Genomic DNA, 18,613 nt, shown 5'->3' with positions numbered 1-18,613 from the left:
CGATGTCGCATCGATGCTTTGCAACAACGGCCGGACCGGCTATAGCTGGATCGAGACTTATGCTCATTTTTAGCATAACTAAGGGGCCCGCCTTGGCGAACCTTCCGTTCTTCTCGCCCTACCGCCACGGTTTCGTGCGCGTCGCCACGGCCGTGCCGAAGGTCAAGCTGGTCGATCCGGCCGCCAACGCCGCCAGCGTTCTCGATCTGGTCGGTCAGGCCGACGCGGCGGGCGTGGCGGTGCTGGTGTTCCCCGAACTGGGCCTGACCGGCTATTCGATCGACGACCTGTTGCAACAGGACGCCCTGCTGGACGCCGTCGAAGCGGCGATCGAAACCCTGGCCGAGGCCAGCGCGGCGCTGGCCCCGCTGTTCGTGGTGGGCGCGCCGCTGCGCGTAGATGGCCGACTTTACAACACCGCCGTCGCCATCCAGGGCGGCAGGGTGCGGGGTGTGATCCCCAAGAGCTTCCTGCCCAACTATCGCGAATTCTACGAGCGCCGCTGGTTCACGCCGGGCGCGGGGGTGGTGGGCAAGACCGTGACCCTGGCCGGCGAGGTGGCGCCGTTCGGCACGGACATCATCCTTCGGGCCAGCGGCCCGACACCCTTCAATGTGGGAATCGAGATCTGCGAGGACGTCTGGACGCCCACCCCGCCCAGCACCGCCCAGGCCATGGCCGGGGCCGAGATCCTGCTGAACCTGTCGGCCAGCAACATCACCATCGGCAAGTCCGAGACTCGCCGCCTGCTGTGCGCCAGCCAGTCGGCGCGGGCCATCGCCGCCTATGTCTATTCGGCGGCCGGGGCGGGCGAGAGCTCGACCGACGTCGCCTGGGACGGCCACGCCGACATCCACGAGATGGGCGCCCTTCTCGCAGAAACCCCGCGCTTTTCGACCACCGCCGTGATGGCCATGGCCGATGTGGATGTCGACCGCATCCGTCAGGAGCGCATGCGGGTGGTCAGCTTCGGCGACGCCGCGAGCCTGGCCCCAACGCCGTTCCGGATCGCGCCGTTCGACTTCACGCCGCCCGCCGGCGACCTGGCCCTGGCCCGCACGGTCGAGCGCTTCCCGTTCACGCCGTCGGACCCGGCCAAGCTGGCCGAGAACTGCTACGAGGCCTACAACATCCAGATCCAGGGCCTGGCCCGCCGGGTCGAGGCCTCGGGCCTGAAGAAACTGGTGATCGGCATTTCGGGCGGGCTGGACTCGACCCATGCCCTGATCGTCGCCGCCAGGGCCATGGACCAGCTGGACCTGCCCCGAAGCAACATCCTCGCCTACACCCTGCCGGGCTTCGCCACCTCGGATCGCACCAAGTCCAACGCCTGGAAGCTGATGACGGCGATGGGTGTGACGGCCGACGAGATCGACATCCGCCCGGCCGCCGAGCAGATGCTGAAGGACTTGGGCCACCCCTATTCGCGGGGCGAGCCGGTCTATGACGTGACGTTCGAGAACATCCAGGCGGGCCTGCGCACCGACTATCTGTTCCGGCTGGCCAATCACAACGGCGCGCTGGTGGTGGGCACCGGCGACTTGTCGGAACTGGCGCTCGGCTGGTGCACCTATGGCGTCGGCGACCAGATGAGCCACTACAATCCCAATTCGGGCGTGGCCAAGACCCTGATCCAGCACCTGATCCGCTTCGTGGCGGCCTCGGGCGACGTCGATGCGGCGACCGGCGATCTGCTGGAAGACATTCTCAATACCGAGATCTCGCCGGAACTGGTGCCCGGCGAGCAGGTTCAGGCCACCGAGAGCTTCGTGGGGCCCTACGCCCTGCAGGACTTCAATCTCTACTACCTGACCCGCTACGGCATGAGCCCGTCCAAGATCGCCTTCCTGGCCTGGAGCGCCTGGCATGACGCGGACCTAGGCGGCTGGCCGGTCGGCACGCCAGAGGCGGCGCGCAAAGCCTATGACCTGGCCGAGATCAAACGGTGGCTGGATCTCTTCCTCCGCCGGTTCTTCGCCAACCAGTTCAAGCGCTCGGCCATGCCCAACGGCCCGAAGATCTCGTCGGGCGGCGCCCTGTCGCCGCGCGGCGACTGGCGGATGCCGTCGGACGCCACCGCCGACATCTGGCTGGCGGAACTGCACGCCAATACGGCGATCCGCGAAGATTGATGGGGAAGTCACTCCCGACATTCGCTCGTTAAGATACCCGTGCTAGTTGACGCTAGGGGCCTCGGTGTGAGGTCGAATGATGGTGGGGGACTTGTGAGCGCGATCTATCCGGTGATCCTGTGCGGCGGTTCGGGCACGCGTCTTTGGCCCGCCTCGCGCGCCGACCAGCCCAAGCAGTTTCTCAAACTGATTGGCGACCATTCCAGTTTCCAGGACACCGTGCTGCGGGTGGCCAATCTCCCCGGCCGCGCCGAGATCGTCATCGTGACGGGCGGGGCCATGATCGACTTCGTGCTGGCCCAGACCGCCGAGATCGGCGTTCCGGTCACCGTGCTGGTCGAGCCCGAGGCCCGGGATTCCGCGCCCGCCGTCGCCGCCGCCGCCGCCTATGTCGAGTCGCGTGACCCTGACGGCGTGGCCCTGATGCTGGCCGCCGACCATTATATCGCCCAGCCCGAGATCTTCGGCGAGGCCGCCGTCGTCGCCGCCCGCGCCGCCGCCCAGGGCTGGATCGTCACCTTTGGCGTCAAGCCGACCAGCCCCGCCACCGGCTTTGGCTATATCCGGCCAGGTCAGGCCCTGCTGGACGGCAGCGTCAGCGCCGTGGCCGCCTTCGTCGAGAAGCCCGACCGCGCCACCGCCGAGTCCTATGTCGCCGACGGCTATCTGTGGAACAGCGGCAATTTCGCGTTCAAGGCCGGCGTGCTGCTGGGCGAACTGGACGCCTTCGAGCCCAGCATTTCCGCCGCCGCGCGCGCCTGCATGGATGTTCTGACCCTCGATGGCGCGGTGGGTCGGCTGGACAAGGCCGCCTTCTCCGGCGCCGCCAAGATCTCGCTCGACTATGCCGTGATGGAGCGGACCCAGAAGGCCGCCGTGGTCCCCGCCGCCTTCTCGTGGTCGGACCTGGGCGCCTGGGACGCCATCTGGGACGCCTTCCCCAAGGACGACAAGGCCAACGCCGTGTCGGGCGACGTGGCCTTGATCGACAGCCAGAATGTCCTGGTGCGCTCGACCGGCCCATTCGTCGGCGTCATCAGCCTTTCGGACATCGTCGTGATCGCCGAGCCCGACGCCGTTCTCGTCTGCCATCGCGACGCCAGCCAGTCGGTCAAGGCCCTGGTCGACGGCCTCAAGCGGGATGGCCGCGCCATCGCCACCGGCCGTGATCGCGGCGATGGTCCGCGACGCGTCCTGACCACTGTCGGCGACTCGGAAGTCTCGATCTGGACCCTGGCGGCCGGCGAGACGGTCGAACTGCCGGTCGGCTCCGTCCAGATCCTGGCCGGAGACACCACCCTGAACGCCGCGCTGACCGCTATCGATGCGGCCACCTCGGTCACCGCCGCCACCGGAGCGACCCTGCTGGTCACCCGGCGGGTCTAGACGCTATCGCCCAGGCCGTCAGGCCTGGGCGGCTTTCGCCGAGACCGCCCGGTCCATCTCTCCGATGGCGCAGACGATGTGGTAGAATGAACTGGCGGGCGCGGGCTCGTCGACGAAAGAACCGTCGGGCTTGAGCTTGTCGCGCCACAGGCCCGGCACGGGCGTGCGCAGGTACTGCATCAGGCCCTCGGCGCCGGCCGCCGCCACGCCCCACCAGCGATCCTCTCCGGTGATCTCGGCCGCCAGCACGCCGGCCTTGATCCGCTCGGTCTGCGGCCACAGGCGCGCGCCGTCGTCGTGGGCGGTCATGTCGTCGAGCATGGCGTTGATCGCCACGCCGCGCTCGGCGTCGCAGCCGACCTGCTCGGCCAGGTCCAGCATGCGCAGGGCCGCCGTGATCGCGTCCTGGCGACCGGCCAGCTTGCCCCAACGCAGCAGAAGCCAGCCCCACTCATACTGGTGGCCAGGCTCCCAGATGCGGCCTTCGACGCCGGGACCGGTGCTCCAGTCGGCGGCGAAGAACTCGCGCAGCGCGCCGGTGTCGGGAGCGATGAACTTCGACAGCGCCAGTTCGGCGATCTCGTCGGCCAGGGCCCGCCACGCCGGATCGGCGTCGACCTCGTTCCAGGCCAGGCAGGCCTCGAACAGGTGCATGTGCGGATTGGACTGCAGGGGCAGGGTCTCGGGATCGGTCAGGTGGAAGCCGCCCAGGGGATGCTTCAGCGTGGCCATCAGGGTTTCGCGCACCGACACCGCGATCTGGCGCAGGTCCGTACGCTCGGGCTTGACCTTGGTGGCCATGCCCAGGGCGAACATGGCGAAGGCCTGGTCATAGACCGCGGCGCTGTCGTCCAGGCTCACGCCGCCCGGACCGACCAGCGCGCGGAACAGGCCGTCAGGCCGGCGATAGATGTCCAGATAATAGGCCAGGCCGTGATCGACCGCCTCGCGCCACGGACCGGTCCAGCCCAGCTCGCCGGCGGTCGAGAACGCGTAGATCTGGCGCGGCAGCACCCGACCCCGACGCGGCGAGTCCTTGGCCTCGCCCGACTGCTCGATCGTCTCGAAGAAGCCGCCGTTCTTGTGGTCGGCGCCGACCTTCCACCACAGCGGAAAGGCGGTCGACAGCGCCCAACCTTTCAACAGGTCGCGAAGGCGAGCGGCGTCGTCAAAGGCGTCGGTCATCGGGTGCTCTCCAGGTGCGGGTGTTTTCTAGGCGAAGTCTACCGCTCTCGCCAAGACAGAGCCTTGTTGCGATGGGCTCTCAGGCGATAAAGCTCGCCTTATGGACACCTCGCCGCCCCTCGCCGCCGTCTTTCTCGACCGGGACGGCGTGCTCAACATCGACCATGGCTATGTCAGCGACCCGGCCAGGCTGGACTGGATCGACGGCGCGCGCGAGGCCGTGGCGGCGCTGACCCGGGCGGGGCTTAGGGTGATGGTGGTCACCAACCAGTCGGGCGTGGGCCGGGGCTATTTCGACGAGGCGGCCATGCACCGCTTCCACGCCGAGATGCAGAGGCAGCTGGCGCCGCTGGGCGGGCGGATCGAGGCCTTCTATTTCGCGCCCCACCACGAGGACGCGGCGGTGGAGGCCTATCGGGTGGCCGACCACCCCGACCGCAAACCCAATCCCGGCATGCTGCTGCGCGGCCTGGCCGACAGCGGCCTGACGCCGGCCCAGGCGGTGATCATCGGCGACAAGGACAGCGACGTCGAAGCCGGCCGCCGGGCGGGCATGCCCGGCTACCTGTTTCCCGGCGGCGACCTGCATGCCTTCGTGGTCGAGGTTCTGGGCGACCGGGTTCCCGGCCTGAAATGACCCTCAAGGTCCTGCAGTTCGGCGCCACGGGGCAGGTCGGACAGGCCCTGATCGCGGCGGCGCGGGGCAGGGTCGCGCTGACCGCCCTGTCGCGAAACGATGTCGACCTGACCGACCCCGCCGCCCTCCGCGCCGCGATCCTGGCCGCCGACTGTGATCTGGTGATCAACGCCGCCGCCTACACCCAGGTCGATCGCGCCGAATCCGAGCCGGACCTGGCCTTCGCGGTCAATGCCGACGGGCCGGCGGCGATGGCCGCGGCCTGCGCCGAGCGTGACCTGCCGTTCGTACATCTGTCGACCGACAGCGTCTTCGACGGCCAGACCGATCGCCCCTATGTCGAGACCGACACGCCCAATCCGATCAGCGTCTATGGCCGCTCCAAGCTGGCCGGCGAACAGGCGGTGCTCGCCCATCCTCGCGCGGCGGTGCTGCGGATCTCGTGGGTGTTCTCGCCGTATGGCCGCAACTATGTGAGTTTCATGCTCAGGCTTGGCCGCACGCGGGACGTGCTGAAGGTGGTCGCCGACCAGTTCGGCAGTCCCACCGACGCCGAGGCCCTGGCGGCGTTCATGGTCGCCAACGCCGGGCGCTGGGCGGCGGCGAAGGCCGATGATCCCGCGTTCGGCCTGTTCCATTTCGCCAATGCCGGGCAGACCAGTCGCTTCGATTTCGCCAAGGCGGCCATCGAACGCGATCCGCAGACCCGCGCGCGGCTCGAGCCCACGACGCAAAACGCCTTCGCCGAAGCCGCCGCCCGCCCGCCGCGCTCGCCGCTGGACAGCGGCAAGCTGGCCGGGGTGTTTGGCTTCGAGCCGCAGCCCTGGCGGCCGGCCGTGCGGCGCGTGGCCGACCAGCTGGTTGCCGACGGCATTCAGGCCTGAATGCTGGCGCCGGACCGCCCATCGCGATAAACCGGGCCAAGCCCCCATAGACTTCAGCGCAAGAGTCCCATGCAGATCTTTCTCGACAGCACCGACACCAAGGTCATCGCCGATCTGGCCTCCACCGGCCTTGTGGACGGCGTGACCACCAACCCGACCCTGATCGCCAAGGCCGGCCGTCCGATGCTGGAAGTGATCGCCGAGATCTGCGACCTGGTGCCCGGTCCGATCAGCGCCGAGGTCGCCGCCACCACCGCCGACGCCATGATCGCCGAAGGCACGAAGCTGGCCGGCATCGCCCCCAATGTGGTGGTCAAGATCCCGCTGACCCGCGATGGTTTGATCGCCTGCGCCGCCTTCGCCAGCGAAGGCATCTCAACCAATGTCACCCTGTGCTTCTCGCCGACCCAGGCCCTGCTGGCCGCCAAGGCCGGCGCGACCTTCGTCTCGCCCTTCATCGGCCGCCTGGACGACTATGGCTTCGACGGCATGGACCTGATCCGCGACATCCGCACGATCTATGACAACTATGGCTACGAGACCGAGATCCTGGCCGCCTCGGTGCGCAATGTCGCCCACGTCAAGGACGCCGCCATTGTCGGCGCCGATGTCGTCACCATCCCGCCCGCCGTGTTCAGCGACCTGTTCAAGCATCCGCTGACCGACAAGGGCCTGGAACAGTTCATGAAGGATTGGGCCGGCACCGGCCAATCGATCCTCTAGGGCTTCAGATTGGTACGGCGCCGGGTTCGCCTGGCGCCGTACATACTGATCACTGATTATTTCGCTTACGCGAACTGTGTTCGCATTTGCGATCTCGTGCGTTAGGGTGGCGTCAGCAACTGGGGAGACCGTCATGGTTCCGACCGACGCCACCGCCGAAATCCGCCTCGCCGACTCCGCCGAGGCCGCCAGCTTCTCGACCTTCGTCCAGGGCTTCCTGTCGGCCAACGGCTTTCCCTTCGTGATCATCCACGACGCCCCGCAGATCGCCGGCCAGATCCGCCGCGTCGTGTTCGAGGACGCCGGGGTCAGCCGCAAGTTCGCGCAGGAATGGCTGCGTCTGCGCGGCACGCTGGGTCAGGCCTGAGGCCTTTCCGGCCCGACGTCGTCAGGTCGAGAGCCGCTCCAGAACCCTTGGGTGATCCTTCCAGGCCGGCATCCTGGCCATATAGGCCAGGGTTTCGGTCTCGGCCTGGGCGCGCGGGCTGCCGCGCCGCTCCTGCCACTGCACCATCCGCTCGAAGCGGGTGTCGAAATCCTGCAGGACGCCGTCCTCGGTGACGCAATGCTGGCAGTACCGACCGTTCTCGATCGGCATGCCGCAGCTCTCGCAGTTATGGCTCATGGTCGGACTCCTTTCAGCTGGGTGACGAAGGTCTGGAAAAGATCCAGCAAGGCCGCGCGCTGCTCGGCGGTCAGGCGCCGGCCGGCGGCCGCCAGCATGTCGTGGTCAAGCACATTGCGCGCCTCGACCAGGGCCGCCTGGCCCGCGTCGGTCAGCCAGATCAAGCTGCGGCGCGCGTCGACCGGGTCGCGGTCGCGGGTCAGCAAGCCCTTGGCGACCAGATGATCGACCATCTCGGTCAGCGTGCTGGGCGCGCGGTCGATATGGCGCGACAGCTCGCTGGCGGTCAGGGGACCGGCCGCCGCCAGGTGGTCCAGCAGGGCCACGGTCTCGGGCGACAGGCGCTCGCGCTTGTCCCGCACGCGCCGCACGGCGGCCCCATAGACGGTCCGGAACAGGGTCTCGAAATCGGCGGCGAAACGCTCGGTCATGGGCTGACGCTAGGAGCGGCCCGATACTTCGTAAATCCCGAACGATCGTCTTTGCCTGGGGGCCGGCTGATCAGGTCTTGGGCGAGGAGGGAGCCTTGCTCGACCCCGACGGTCGGCTCCGACGCGGCCGGGGCAGCCTGAACAGGTGATGCTCGCCTTCGCCCGGCATGGCCGGCGAGGGATCGATCGCCTTGGACGGACGCGGCGGCGGCAGGTCCTGGCGGGCCGGGTCTTCCGACAGCAGGTGAGCCGTCAGCATCAGGTCGGTCTTCACCGCGGCGAAATCCTCGCGCGCCGTCCAGGCGCGGATCGCCGCCTGGGCGAAGGCTTCCGACAGGTCGGTGACCTCGATCTGCACGGCCGGCTCGTTGCGGATGCGCGGATCGCTCTCGGCCCGCTCGCGCAGACGTTTCAGCACGCCGACCAGATCGGTTTTCAGCGGCACCTTGAACAGCACGTCCACCCGGCGCGTGCGGTGGGTGGAGTAGTTGAGGATGACGTCGCCGAACACCTTGCTGTTGGGGATCATCACCTTGACGTTGTCGAACGTGGCGATCTCGGTGAACAGCAGGTCCAGCGACTTGACCGTGCCGACCCGCGTCGCCGTCTCGATGGTGTCGCCCACCTTGTAGGGGCGGAACATCAGGATCATCACCCCGGCCGCCACGTTGGACAGCGCGCCCTGCAGGGCCAGGCCGATGGCCAGGGAGGCCGCGCCCAGCACGGCGATGATCGAGGTGGCCTGCACGCCCAGCTGCTGCAGCACCGCCACCAGGCCCACGGCGATCACGGCGTAGCGGACCAGCGAGGCGCCGAAGCTCTGCAGGGTGGGGTCGGGATTGGTCCGGTGCACGCGGCCCAGGGCCCGGCGCACCACCCCGGCCAGCCATCCCGCCAGCCAGAAGGTCAGGATCAGGATGATCCCGGCCACCACCAGATTGACCGCCACCTTGCCCAGCCAGTCAAGGAAGTGTCCCAGCATGGTCTCGTCGGCCCTCACATTGGCGATCGAGGGGAGGCGGGCTTGGGGCGGAATAATCGTCGGCTTGGTCATGGAACTCTCGATGGCGCCCCCGCCACGAGCGGTCAACGGCGAGGGCCGCCGGCCTGTTCCCTCAAGGCCCCGCTTCGTGCTGGCGAAACAGTCGGTTACATCAATTGGCTCGAACTCGCTTCGATCCGCCTCTAAGAGCCCCGCCCATGAGCATGCCCTTCATCGACCTCGCCGCGCAGCAGCGCCGGATCCGCGACAGGATCGACGCCGCCATCGCCGGCGTCCTCGACAGCGGCGCCTATGTGATGGGCCCGCAGGTTCGCGAGTTCGAGGCCAAGCTGGCCGCCTTCGGCCAGGCCAGGCTGGCCCTGTCCTGCGCCAACGGCACCGACGCCATCGCCCTGCCGTTGATGGCCTGGGGGATCGGCAAGGGCGACGCGGTGTTCTGCCCGTCCTTCACCTTCGCCGCGACGCCGGAAGTGGTGCCGTGGGTCGACGCCACCCCGGTCTTTGTCGACGTGCTGCCCGACACCTTCAACCTCGACCCCGCCAAGCTGGAAGCCGCCATCGCCGGCGTGAAGGCCGACGGCAAGCTGACGCCCAAGGTGGTGATCGCGGTCGACCTGTTCGGCCAGCCGGCCGACTATCCGGCCATCAAGGCCATCTGCGACCGCGAGGGCATGAAGCTGATCGCCGACAGCGCCCAGGGGTTCGGCTGTACGCTCAATGGCCATCACCCGCTGCACTGGGCCGATGTGGCCACCACCAGCTTCTTCCCGGCCAAGCCGCTGGGCTGCTATGGCGACGGCGGGGCGGTGCTGACCAATGATCCGGTGCTGTGGGACCTGATGGACAGCTACCGCGTCCACGGCAAGGCCGTGGCCCCGGACCTGGTGGGCCGCACCTTCGACCACGACACCAAGTATCTGAACACCCGTATCGGCATGAACTCGCGGCTGGACACGATCCAGGCGGCGATCCTGATCGAGAAGCTGGCGATCTTCGCCGAAGAGATCGCGTTGCGTCAGGTCGTCGCCGACCGCTATGCCGACGGTCTGGCCGGCGCGGTGCTGGCCACGCCCAAGGTCATCGACGGCGGCGTCTCGGTGTGGGCGCAGTACGTGATCGAGCACGAGAACCGCGATGGCCTGGCCGCGCACCTGAAGACGCAGGGCGTTCCGACCGCCGTCTATTATCCGGTGCCGATGCACATCCAGGCGCCCTATGCCGACTTCCCGCGCGGCGCCGGCGGCCTGCCGGTCACCGAGGCCAAGGCCGAGACGGTGCTGGCCCTGCCGATGCACCCCTATCTGGGCGAGGCTGACCAGCAGACGATCATCGACGCGATCCGCGCCTTCAACGGTTAGGACCCCGTCAGCGATGGTTGGCGGCTGTCATCTCCGGCGGCTATAGGACGGGCGTAGCGTCGCGCCTTCAGGTCGGACGTCGTCCAGACCGAGGTTGCCGATGTCCAATGCCGAGCCGACCCCGACGCCGCATCCCGGCATGGGCTCCAGGCAATTCATCGCCCTGATCGCGGCGATGATGGCCACCAACGCCCTGGCCATCGACTCGATGCTGCCGGCCCTGCCGCAGATCGGCGAGGCGCTGGGCGTGGGCAGTCCGAACCAGCGCCAGTGGATCCTGACCGCCTATCTGCTGGGCTTCGGCGCCGCGCAGCTGGTCTATGGTTCTCTGGCCGATCGCTTCGGACGCAAGCCGGTGCTGCTGGTCGGTCTGGCGCTGTACGTCCTGTTCGCCACCCTCTGCGCCTTTTCCACCTCGTTCGAGATGCTGCTGGTCGCCCGCGCCCTGTGCGGCGTGGGCGCCGCCGCGACCCGCGTGCTGTCGGTGTCGATCGTCCGCGACTGCTACAGCGGCCGGCAGATGGCCAAGGTGATGTCGCTGTCGTTCATCGTCTTCCTGGCCGTGCCGATCATCGCCCCGTCGGTGGGCCAAGCCATCGTTCTGGTCGCGCCCTGGCCGTGGATCTTCGGCGTGCTGGCGATCTTCGGCCTGCTGGTCATCGCCTGGACCGCGATCAAGCTGCCCGAGACCCTGCATCCGCAGGACCGCGTCCCGCTGGAGGTCAAACCCGTGCTGGCGGCGTTCAAGGCGTGCCTGACCAACCGCGTGGCCGTCGGCTACACCCTGGCCTCGACCCTGGTGCTGGGCGGACTGTTCGGCTTCCTCAACTCGGCCCAGCAGGTGTTCGTCGACGTGCTGGGCGCCGGCAAGCTGTTCACGGTCATCTTCGCCGGCATCGCGGCGGGCATCGCCGTGTCGTCGCTGATCAATTCACGCATCGTCGGCAAGCTGGGCATGCGGCTGGTCTCGCACGTGGCCCTGTGCGGCTATATCGCCTTCGCTGGCGTCCACGCCCTGATCGCCCTCAGTGGACATGAGAGCCTATGGGTGTTCGCCTTCATGCAGGCGGGGATGATGTTCTGCTTTGGCCTGACGATGTCGAACTTCGGCGCCCTGGCCATGGAGCCCCTGGGCCATCTGGCCGGCACCGCGGCTTCGGTTCAGGGCTTCATCACCACCATCGGCGGGGCGCTGTTCGGCTTCTGGATCGGCCAGCTGTTCGACGGCACGGTGGGACCCCTGACCCTGGGCTTCACCGGCTCGGGTCTCGCGGGGCTGATCGCCGTGATCATCACCGAGAAGGGCCGGCTGTTCCACGCCGGGCCGTCGGCCAACTGAGAGACTCTAGGCCGCGGTGGCGCGGTCCAGAGCGTCGTAGAGCGCCCGGATATCCAGCGGCTTGGCCAGCCAGTCGGTCATGCCGGCGTCACGGCAGGCCTGGACTTCCTCGACCGCCACCCCGGCGCTGAACCCGATCACCGGCGTGTCGCGATTGAGGCCCGCGCCGGCCCGCAGCCGCCGCGTCGCCTCGCGCCCGTCCAGGCCGGGCATGTTGACGTCCATCAGCACGATGTCGAAGCGCTCCGCATCCAGGCGCCGCAGCGCCTCCAGGCCATCCGGCGCCGTCGACAGGGCCACGCCCAGGGGTTCCAGCACCAGGGCCAGGGTCCGGCGGTTCACCTCATGGTCGTCGACCGCCAGGACCTTCAATGTCGAGAGGGCCGGCGCGCCGCCCAGCGTGGCAGGCGTGCTGGCGATGGCTTCCTCGCGCCCCGCCGTGAAGTTGAGGGTCAGGCGGAAGACCGCGCCTCGAGGGGCGCCGGGCCGGGCGTCCAGCTCGCCGCCCATCAGCCGCGCCAGCTGGCGGCTGACCGCCAGGCCCAGTCCCGTACCGCCATAGGTCCGGGCGGTCTCCTGCGAGGCCTGGGCGTAGGGCGTGAACAGCCGCGCCATCGCCTCGGGCGAAATGCCCGGGCCATTGTCCTGCACCTCGATGACGACCCCCAGGCTGTCGTCGTCCGCCGCCTCGACCGCCAGCCGCAGCTCGATCACGCCGTCCTCGGTGAACTTGACGGCGTTGGACAGCAGGTTGTTGAGGATCTGGCGCAGGCGGAAGGGATCGCCGCGCACCCAGACCGCGGGCTGCTCGCCCGGCGGTTCGCGCAGGCTCAGTCCCTTGGCGGCGGCCTGGGCGTTCCAGAACCGGGTGGCGTCGCGCAGCGCGCCCAGCAGATCGAAGTCGCGGCTCTCCAGGCTCATGGCCCGCGCCTCGATCTTGGCCTGGTCGAGCATGTCGGTCAGCAGGCCGGTCATCAGGTGGCCGGCGTCGACGATGAGGTCGGCGGTGGCGGCGGTCTGGGCCGGGTGCGCGCCCCGGCGGATCATGTGGGCTCCGGCCAGGATCGCCGACAGCGGCGTGCGGAGTTCATGGCTGACGATCGCGGCCATGGCGGCGCGGTCGGCCACCGCGTCCTCGGCCTGGATGCGGCGGGCGTCAGCGTCCTCGCGCGCGGCGATCTCCGCCTTGCGGGCCAGGTGGAGTCGAAGCCAGGTGGCGTGCACCGCCATCATGAAGAACACCACCGACACCGACAGGATCGCCACCTGCCCGTGCGCGCCGCGCCACCACCAGATCGGCATGGTCGCCAGGCTGATCGCATAGGGCGTGGCGCCCAGATAGAACAGCGGCCGGCTGTCGACGCCCGAGGCGACATTGTTGAGCGCGCCGCCCGCCAGCACCATCAGGGCCACGGCCATCAGGGGTGGCTGGTTGCTGAGCCAGAAGATCGTCACCACCCCGGCGTGGACCACGGCCATGGCCACCATCGAGGCCAACATCAGCAGGGCATGGGCCTGGACATGCCGCACCGGCGTCCGGCCGCCGGCGAAGGGCCGCACCGCGAAGAACTCCAGCACCTGCACCGAAAGACTGGTCGCCACCCAGGCGACAATCAGGTCGTCCCGCCGGATCAGGTGCAGCGCCCAGCTGAGCAGCACCGTCAGGCCCAGCCTGGAAAAGACCTGCCGATAACGCTCGTCGGCGTTGGCCGGCAGGTGTGGAAGCAAGGACGCCAGGAACTTGAACATACGCGGTCTCCTGCCTCCATGCCTAAGCAGACATGGAAAACGACAGGTGAACGCCGGGCCCTAATCCAGCATGCGCTCCAGGGTTTCCAGCACATCGGCCTCGCGCGACGGCTTGTCCCAGCGGATGCGGCTGATCCTGGGAAAGCGCATGGCCACGCCCGACTTGTGCCGGGTCGAGCGCTGCAGCCCCTCGAACGCCACCTCGAACACCAGGCCAAACTCCAGATCGGCCCGCACCGAGCGCACCGGCCCGAACCGCTCGACGGTGTTGTCGCGCACGAACTTGTCGATCTGTTTCAGCTCCTCGTCGGTGAAGCCGAAATAGGCCTTGCCCACCGGGGTCAGCGACCGCTCGCCCCGCTCGTCCTCGCGCCAGACCCCGAAGGTGTAGTCCGAATAGAAGCTCGACCGCTTGCCGTGACCGCGCTGCGCGTACATCAGCACCGCGTCGATCAGCCGGGGATCGCGCTTCCACTTGAACCACGGCCCCTTGGGCCGGCCGGGCTCATAGACGCTGTCGCGACGCTTGAGCATCAGTCCTTCGGACAGTCGCGCGTCGCCTTCGGGCGGATCGGCGCGCAGCGCCGCAAGTCCCTCCCAGGTCTCGAACGGCTGCAGGGGCGACAGGTCGATGCGCGGGCTGTCGATCCTGGCCACGAAGGCCTCCAGCCGCGCCCGGCGCTCGACGAACGGCAGCGACCGCACGTCTGTCTCGCCGTCCAGCAGCAGGTCATAGGCCCGGATGCCGGCCGGAAAGCTCGCCAGTTGTTTGGCGTCCACCGTCTTGCGGTTCAGCCGCTGCTGCAGATCGCCGAACGACGCCAGCGCCCCGTCGCGGATCACCACCAGTTCGCCGTCGATCGCGCCGTCGAAATCCAGCGCCGCCAGCACGTCGGGAAAGGTCGCCGAGATATCGTCGCCAGTGCGGGTGTAGAGCCGCCGCTCGCCACGCTCCGAAACCGCCTGCACGCGGATGCCGTCCCACTTCCACTCGGCCACATAGTCGGCGGGATCCAGCTTGGCGAAGTCGACGGCCTCGTCGATCGCCTGGGCCAGCATCACTGGCCTAAAACGCCCCGGCGCGTCGGGCGAGGGCCGCTCCGACCGCCCCTCCAGCCAGGCGAACAGATCGCCGTAAGGGGGCTCCAGCGCGTGCCACACCTCCTCGATCTCGCCGATCTCGACCTTGCCGAGGTTGGCGCAGGCCTGCTTGGCCAGGCGCGCCGAGACGCCCACCCGCAGGCCGCCGGTCATCAGCTTCAGCAGCGCCCAGCGACCATCGGGATCCAGGGCGTCGAGCCAGTCCTCTATCAGCCGCTGGACCTCGCCGCGCGACGCGGTGCGCAGGGCCTCGATCACTTCGGACAGTTCCGGCTCGCGATTGGCCCCGGGCCGCGTGGGCCAAACCAAAGCGACGGTCTCGGCCAGATCGCCGACATAGTCGTAGGACCAGGCGAACAGCTGGGCGTCCATCCGCGCCTCCACCGCCTTGCGGATGAAGGCCGGCTTGGCCGCGCTGAATGACAGGGCCCCGGTCAGGGCCGCCAGGGCGAAGCCGCGATCGGGATCAGGCTGGCCCCTCAAGAAGTCCTCGATCAGGGTCAGCTTGGCGTTGCGCGAGCTGGTCAGGGACAGGCGGTCCAGCAGGTGGGCGAAGGCGCGCATGGACATTGAACGTCTCGCCCCGGTCGCGGTTCAGCTGGCGGGGCGCGCTTCGTCGAGCTGGCCCAGGATCATGATCTTCTGCCAGATCTTGCGGCCCAGGTCCGAGGTCAGGGTCTCGATATCGTTGATCGCCGAAACGATGACCGCGTCATTGGTCTCGCCGGCATAGAGGGCGGCCAGCTTGGCGGTCAGGGCCAGCATCTCGGCGCAATAGTCCAGATAGCGGGCCAGCTGGAAGCGGCTCATCTCGCGGGCCGGCGAGGAGCTGGTGCGCGGCCCCAGCACCAGGGTCGGGTCCTTGGTCAGCTGGTGCATGTCGATCACGTGGGCGAAGGACCGCAGTTCGTGCAGGGCCCTCTGCACCCGGATCCGCTTCCAGCGGGTCTCCAGCGACAGCAGGAACCAGGCCGCCGCGCCCGACAGCACGATCAGGTTGACCGCCGACTCCAGGCCCGAGGCCAGGCCGAAGCTGTCGGCCCTGTTGAGGCTGGCCAGCCAGTCGAGCCGCGCGAACAGTCCAACCTCCAGCCCCGCGGCGATCACCACGATGGCCAGCACCAGCAGCCGCAGACCCAGATAGGGCCGCGACAGCCGCCTGGCGCGCTGGGCGGTGGTGCGGGCCGTGGCCGTCAGCTCGGCGCAGACCTGGGCCAGGCCCGAGTCCGGAAACCGCTCGGACACCCGCGCGCGCAGACTATCCAGCGTCTGGACCACCTTGGCCGCGTCCAGCTTTCGCCCGCCGCCCTCTCTGGCTCCGCTCCTGGCCATCGACTCCTCCGCTTCACGGTGACGCTAGCACGGCCCGCGCGCTTGCCGCCAATTCAAACGCGTGTTTGGATTGGTCATCACGGAGCGCGACCATGACCTTCCAGCCGCCCGAGCCTTTCGTCCTCCATACCCGCAAGAGCCCCCTGACCGCGCCATGGGAGCCGATCTTCGCCGACATCCGCGCCGACCGCTGGGTGCTGGGCATCGAGATCCGCGAGCCCCACACCAACTCCCGCGGCGCCCCGCACGGCGGCCTGATCGCCGCCCTGGCCGACAACGCCATGGGCCTGTCGTGCGGGGTGATGCTGGCGGCGCTGCAGATCCCGTCCAATGGTCTGGTCACCGTCTCGCTGAGCCTCGACTATCTGGGCGCGGCGAAGCTGGGCCAATGGCTGACCTTCGACACCGACTTCATCAAGCCGGGGAAGAGCCTGTGCTACGCCGACTGCACGGTCAGCGCCGACGGCAAGCCGGTGGCGCGCGCCCATGCGACGTTCAAGGTGGCGGGGACGTAGGCGGGGTCTTGGTGTCCGATAGCGGGCAGATCCTCCCCTTTGGGGGAGGTGGCCCGGAGGACCGGAGGGGGGGCGTGGCCGATCAGCTCGCCGGCCAGGGTCAGCCACTGTCCAGTGTGTGCAGGCATGGCGGCAACCTATCCACCAAGGATTACAGGTTCAATCGACCGCCTGCCTCAATGTGCCCACCGTCAATCGGCGACTCAGAACGCGGCGCTGAAGATCGTTCCGTCCGGCAGCAGGGCAGCGCGTTTGACGCCGTCGGAGGCGAAGGGCATGGCGACGCGACCATCGCGGTCGATCGCGATCAGTCCGCCGTCCCCGCCCAGGGCCGCGACCCCGGTGATGGCGGCGGCCGCCGCGCTTTCCAGGCTCTCGCCGCCAAAACGCATGCGGTGGGCGATCTGCACCGCCACCGCCGTGCGGATAAAGAACTCGCCCTGGCCGGTGCAGGAGACCGCGACCGTGTCGTCGGCCCAGGCGCCGGCCCCGATCAGGGGGCTGTCGCCGATGCGTCCTGGCATCTTTCCGAACACGCCAGCCGTCGAGGTCGCCGCCGCCAGCCGTCCCTCGGCGTCGCGCACCACGCAGCCGACGGTGCCCGTGGGGTGATCGGGCGGATGGTTGGACTCAAAGGCGCCGGCCTGGGTGAACCAGCTGGCGGGATCCTCGATCTCCTTCAGGCCCTGCGACCGGGCGAAGGCCATGGCGCCCTCGCCGGCCAGCATCACGTGCGGGGTCTTCTCCATCACCGCCCGGGCGGCCAGGATTGGGCTCTCGAAACCCTGCAGCGTGGCGATCGAGCCGGCCCGTCCGCTGGCGCCGTCCATCAGGCAGGCGTCCAGCTCATAGGCCCCGGCCGCATTGGGCGAGGCGCCCTTGCCGGCGATGTAGAGGCCGCTGGCTTCGAGGGCGACAACGGTGGCGGTCGCCACGTCCAGGGCGCTGTCCCCCGCGGCCAGACGGTCGCGCGCCGCCTCGACCAGCCCGCGCATGTGAGCGATCTCCTGGCTGTAGTCATGCCCAGGGGCCGAGCCCGCGCCGCCGTGCAGGGCGAGACTAAAACGTTTGTTTGACATTCCGCTTCCTTGGCCGCGCGCCCTGCGTTAGCGTCCGGCCTCTTAACGAATAAAGACGGGAGAAGACAGATGAAGGCGGTTCTCAGCACGGTGGTCGGCGGCCCCGAAACCCTGGAATTGTCAGAACTGCCCGATCCCGTGGCCGGTCCCGGCCAGGTGCTGATCGACGTCAAGGCCTGCGGGGTCAACTATCCCGACGTGCTGATCATCGAGGACAAGTACCAGTTCAAGCCCACCCGGCCCTTCGCGCCGGGCGGCGAGGTCTCGGGCCTGATCGCCGCCGTCGGCGAGGGCGTGACGAAGTTCAAGGTCGGCGATCGCGTGCTGGCCTCGACCGGTTGGGGCGGCATGGCCGAGAAGCTGGCCCTGGAAGAGGGCCGCTGCACCAAGATCCCCGACAACATGCCCTTCGATGAGGCCGCCGCCTTCATTCTCACCTATGGCACCTCCTATTACGCCCTCAAGGATCGCGGCCATCTGAAGGCTGGCGAGACCCTGCTGGTGCTGGGCGCGGCCGGCGGCGTCGGCCTCGCGGCGGTAGAACTGGGCAAGGCGGCCGGCGCGCGCGTCATCGCCGCCGCCTCCAGCCAGGAAAAGGTCGATCTGGCCATCGCCCACGGCGCCGACAGCGGCGTGGTCTATCCGCGCGGACCGTTCGACAAGGACGGCCAGAAGGCCCTGGCCAATCTGATCAAGGAAGCCTGCGGGCCCAATGGCTGGGACGTGGCCTATGACGCGGTCGGCGGCGACTATTCCGAAGCCACCATCCGCGCCGCCGGCTGGAACGGCCGCTTCCTGGTGATCGGCTTCCCGTCGGGCATTCCCAAGATCCCGCTGAACCTGACGCTGCTGAAGTCCTGCGACATCGTCGGTGTGTTCTGGGGCGCCTCGGTGGCTCGTGATCCGGCCGGCCATGCCCAGAACGTCAAGGAACTGATGGCGCTCTACGCCGAGGGCAAGATCAAGCCGCACGTCTCCGAACGCTTCCCGCTGGCCCGGGCCGGCGAGGCCATCGCCCATCTGGCCAGTCGCAAGGCCATGGGCAAGGTCGTCGTGACCAACGACTGACGCTCCGATCCCTGACGGCGAGCGCGGCTTCGCCGTCAGGGTTAACCCTCGCTAAGGACAAGTTTT

General features: G+C 68.6%; 18 protein-coding genes. 10 read left to right on the top strand and 8 right to left on the bottom strand.

Going from position 1 to position 18,613, the window contains the following annotated elements; genetic code table 11:
- Nucleotides 1-92: 92 nt before the first annotated feature.
- Nucleotides 93-2,132 (top strand): NAD(+) synthase, encoded by a 2,040-nt coding sequence (locus ACQY9P_RS06535; protein WP_421740046.1) that lies wholly within the window; start codon nt 93-95, stop codon nt 2,130-2,132.
- A 93-nt stretch (nt 2,133-2,225) separates the two neighbouring features.
- Nucleotides 2,226-3,518, top strand: coding sequence for a mannose-1-phosphate guanylyltransferase (locus tag ACQY9P_RS06530; protein ID WP_421740047.1), 1,293 nt, complete (start codon nt 2,226-2,228; stop codon nt 3,516-3,518).
- Between the two features lie 18 nt (nt 3,519-3,536).
- On the opposite strand, the gene ACQY9P_RS06525 is transcribed toward ACQY9P_RS06530, so the two are convergent.
- Nucleotides 3,537-4,703, bottom strand: coding sequence for an AGE family epimerase/isomerase (locus tag ACQY9P_RS06525; RefSeq protein WP_421740048.1), 1,167 nt, complete (start codon nt 4,701-4,703; stop codon nt 3,537-3,539).
- A gap of 100 nt (nt 4,704-4,803) precedes the next feature.
- Here ACQY9P_RS06525 and ACQY9P_RS06520 point away from each other — a divergent pair, with 100 nt between their 5' ends.
- The 4 genes from ACQY9P_RS06520 (at nt 4,804) to ACQY9P_RS06505 (ending at nt 7,314) form a co-directional block, all read left to right on the top strand.
- Entirely contained in the window at nt 4,804-5,340 is a 537-nt protein-coding gene (locus ACQY9P_RS06520) for a D-glycero-alpha-D-manno-heptose-1,7-bisphosphate 7-phosphatase (RefSeq protein ID WP_421740049.1), read from the top strand.
- Nucleotides 5,337-6,224: a dTDP-4-dehydrorhamnose reductase gene (rfbD, locus tag ACQY9P_RS06515; protein WP_421740050.1), complete on the top strand. Its 888-nt coding sequence runs from the start codon at nt 5,337-5,339 to the stop codon at nt 6,222-6,224. The genes ACQY9P_RS06520 and rfbD overlap by 4 nt, the downstream gene beginning before the upstream one ends.
- A gap of 69 nt (nt 6,225-6,293) precedes the next feature.
- Nucleotides 6,294-6,947 carry a fructose-6-phosphate aldolase gene (gene fsa, locus ACQY9P_RS06510; RefSeq protein ID WP_421740051.1) on the top strand — a complete coding sequence of 218 codons (654 nt, stop codon included), beginning with the start codon at nt 6,294-6,296 and terminating at the stop codon, nt 6,945-6,947.
- Between the two features lie 133 nt (nt 6,948-7,080).
- Nucleotides 7,081-7,314, top strand: coding sequence for a hypothetical protein (locus tag ACQY9P_RS06505; protein ID WP_421740052.1), 234 nt, complete (start codon nt 7,081-7,083; stop codon nt 7,312-7,314).
- Nucleotides 7,315-7,335: 21 nt separating this feature from the next.
- On the opposite strand, the gene ACQY9P_RS06500 is transcribed toward ACQY9P_RS06505, so the two are convergent.
- The 3 genes from ACQY9P_RS06500 to ACQY9P_RS06490 form a co-directional block, all read right to left on the bottom strand.
- On the bottom strand, nt 7,336-7,572 hold the full coding sequence (locus ACQY9P_RS06500) for a hypothetical protein (protein WP_421740053.1): 237 nt from the start codon (nt 7,570-7,572) through the stop codon (nt 7,336-7,338).
- Nucleotides 7,569-8,003 (bottom strand): MarR family winged helix-turn-helix transcriptional regulator, encoded by a 435-nt coding sequence (locus tag ACQY9P_RS06495; RefSeq protein WP_421740054.1) that lies wholly within the window; start codon nt 8,001-8,003, stop codon nt 7,569-7,571. Before ACQY9P_RS06495 ends, ACQY9P_RS06500 begins: the two co-directional genes overlap by 4 nt.
- Nucleotides 8,004-8,073: 70 nt before the next feature.
- Nucleotides 8,074-9,057, bottom strand: a complete 984-nt coding sequence (locus ACQY9P_RS06490) for a mechanosensitive ion channel family protein (protein WP_421740055.1) — start codon at nt 9,055-9,057, stop codon at nt 8,074-8,076.
- A 146-nt stretch (nt 9,058-9,203) separates the two neighbouring features.
- Between ACQY9P_RS06490 and ACQY9P_RS06485 the strand changes: the two genes are divergently transcribed.
- On the top strand, nt 9,204-10,364 hold the full coding sequence (locus ACQY9P_RS06485) for a DegT/DnrJ/EryC1/StrS family aminotransferase (protein ID WP_421740056.1): 1,161 nt from the start codon (nt 9,204-9,206) through the stop codon (nt 10,362-10,364).
- A 139-nt stretch (nt 10,365-10,503) separates the two neighbouring features.
- Entirely contained in the window at nt 10,504-11,703 is a 1,200-nt protein-coding gene (locus tag ACQY9P_RS06480; protein WP_421740147.1) for a multidrug effflux MFS transporter, read from the top strand.
- A gap of 6 nt (nt 11,704-11,709) precedes the next feature.
- On the opposite strand, the gene ACQY9P_RS06475 is transcribed toward ACQY9P_RS06480, so the two are convergent.
- From ACQY9P_RS06475 to ACQY9P_RS06465, 3 genes are read right to left on the bottom strand one after another with little or no spacing between them, the layout of a single operon-like run.
- The gene (locus ACQY9P_RS06475) at nt 11,710-13,452 is read right to left on the bottom strand and encodes an ATP-binding protein (protein ID WP_421740057.1); all 1,743 of its coding nucleotides are present in this window, start codon (nt 13,450-13,452) and stop codon (nt 11,710-11,712) included.
- Between the two features lie 60 nt (nt 13,453-13,512).
- Complete coding sequence (locus ACQY9P_RS06470; protein WP_421740058.1) at nt 13,513-15,123, bottom strand: cisplatin damage response ATP-dependent DNA ligase; 1,611 nt, start codon at nt 15,121-15,123, stop codon at nt 13,513-13,515.
- 24 nt (nt 15,124-15,147) lie between these two features.
- A complete protein-coding gene (locus tag ACQY9P_RS06465; protein WP_421740059.1) occupies nt 15,148-15,885 on the bottom strand; it encodes a hypothetical protein in 738 nt (245 codons plus the stop codon).
- Between the two features lie 92 nt (nt 15,886-15,977).
- On the opposite strand from ACQY9P_RS06465, the gene ACQY9P_RS06460 reads away from it, so the two are divergent.
- The gene (locus ACQY9P_RS06460; RefSeq protein WP_421740060.1) at nt 15,978-16,400 is read left to right on the top strand and encodes a PaaI family thioesterase; all 423 of its coding nucleotides are present in this window, start codon (nt 15,978-15,980) and stop codon (nt 16,398-16,400) included.
- A 203-nt stretch (nt 16,401-16,603) separates the two neighbouring features.
- On the opposite strand, the gene ACQY9P_RS06455 is transcribed toward ACQY9P_RS06460, so the two are convergent.
- Nucleotides 16,604-17,479, bottom strand: a complete 876-nt coding sequence (locus ACQY9P_RS06455; RefSeq protein ID WP_421740061.1) for an isoaspartyl peptidase/L-asparaginase family protein — start codon at nt 17,477-17,479, stop codon at nt 16,604-16,606.
- Between the two features lie 69 nt (nt 17,480-17,548).
- Here ACQY9P_RS06455 and ACQY9P_RS06450 point away from each other — a divergent pair, with 69 nt between their 5' ends.
- A complete protein-coding gene (locus ACQY9P_RS06450) occupies nt 17,549-18,547 on the top strand; it encodes an NADPH:quinone oxidoreductase family protein (RefSeq protein WP_421740062.1) in 999 nt (332 codons plus the stop codon).
- The last annotated feature ends 66 nt before the right edge of the window (nt 18,548-18,613 follow it).

The organism is Caulobacter sp. (assembly GCF_965279145.1).
Classification (GTDB): Bacteria; Pseudomonadota; Alphaproteobacteria; order Caulobacterales; family Caulobacteraceae; genus Caulobacter.
The sequence above is the reverse complement of the archived record's forward strand: the minus strand, read 5'-3'. Positions and strand labels throughout refer to the sequence as shown.

Excerpts from the sequence above, each read along its gene's own strand:
- ACQY9P_RS06490 (WP_421740055.1), bottom strand. The coding sequence starts at position 9,057 with ATGACCAAGCCGACGATTATTCCGCCCCAAGCCCGCCTCCCCTCGATC.
- ACQY9P_RS06520 (WP_421740049.1), top strand. The coding sequence starts at position 4,804 with ATGGACACCTCGCCGCCCCTCGCCGCCGTCTTTCTCGACCGGGACGGC.
- ACQY9P_RS06500 (WP_421740053.1), bottom strand. The coding sequence starts at position 7,572 with ATGAGCCATAACTGCGAGAGCTGCGGCATGCCGATCGAGAACGGTCGG.
- ACQY9P_RS06470 (WP_421740058.1), bottom strand. The coding sequence starts at position 15,123 with ATGTCCATGCGCGCCTTCGCCCACCTGCTGGACCGCCTGTCCCTGACC.
- ACQY9P_RS06460 (WP_421740060.1), top strand. The coding sequence starts at position 15,978 with ATGACCTTCCAGCCGCCCGAGCCTTTCGTCCTCCATACCCGCAAGAGC.
- ACQY9P_RS06480 (WP_421740147.1), top strand. The coding sequence starts at position 10,504 with ATGGGCTCCAGGCAATTCATCGCCCTGATCGCGGCGATGATGGCCACC.
- ACQY9P_RS06450 (WP_421740062.1), top strand. The coding sequence starts at position 17,549 with ATGAAGGCGGTTCTCAGCACGGTGGTCGGCGGCCCCGAAACCCTGGAA.
- ACQY9P_RS06465 (WP_421740059.1), bottom strand. The coding sequence starts at position 15,885 with ATGGCCAGGAGCGGAGCCAGAGAGGGCGGCGGGCGAAAGCTGGACGCG.
- ACQY9P_RS06455 (WP_421740061.1), bottom strand. The coding sequence starts at position 17,479 with ATGTCAAACAAACGTTTTAGTCTCGCCCTGCACGGCGGCGCGGGCTCG.
- fsa (WP_421740051.1), top strand. The coding sequence starts at position 6,294 with ATGCAGATCTTTCTCGACAGCACCGACACCAAGGTCATCGCCGATCTG.
- ACQY9P_RS06485 (WP_421740056.1), top strand. The coding sequence starts at position 9,204 with ATGAGCATGCCCTTCATCGACCTCGCCGCGCAGCAGCGCCGGATCCGC.
- ACQY9P_RS06505 (WP_421740052.1), top strand. The coding sequence starts at position 7,081 with ATGGTTCCGACCGACGCCACCGCCGAAATCCGCCTCGCCGACTCCGCC.
- ACQY9P_RS06475 (WP_421740057.1), bottom strand. The coding sequence starts at position 13,452 with ATGTTCAAGTTCCTGGCGTCCTTGCTTCCACACCTGCCGGCCAACGCC.
- rfbD (WP_421740050.1), top strand. The coding sequence starts at position 5,337 with ATGACCCTCAAGGTCCTGCAGTTCGGCGCCACGGGGCAGGTCGGACAG.
- ACQY9P_RS06525 (WP_421740048.1), bottom strand. The coding sequence starts at position 4,703 with ATGACCGACGCCTTTGACGACGCCGCTCGCCTTCGCGACCTGTTGAAA.
- ACQY9P_RS06495 (WP_421740054.1), bottom strand. The coding sequence starts at position 8,003 with ATGACCGAGCGTTTCGCCGCCGATTTCGAGACCCTGTTCCGGACCGTC.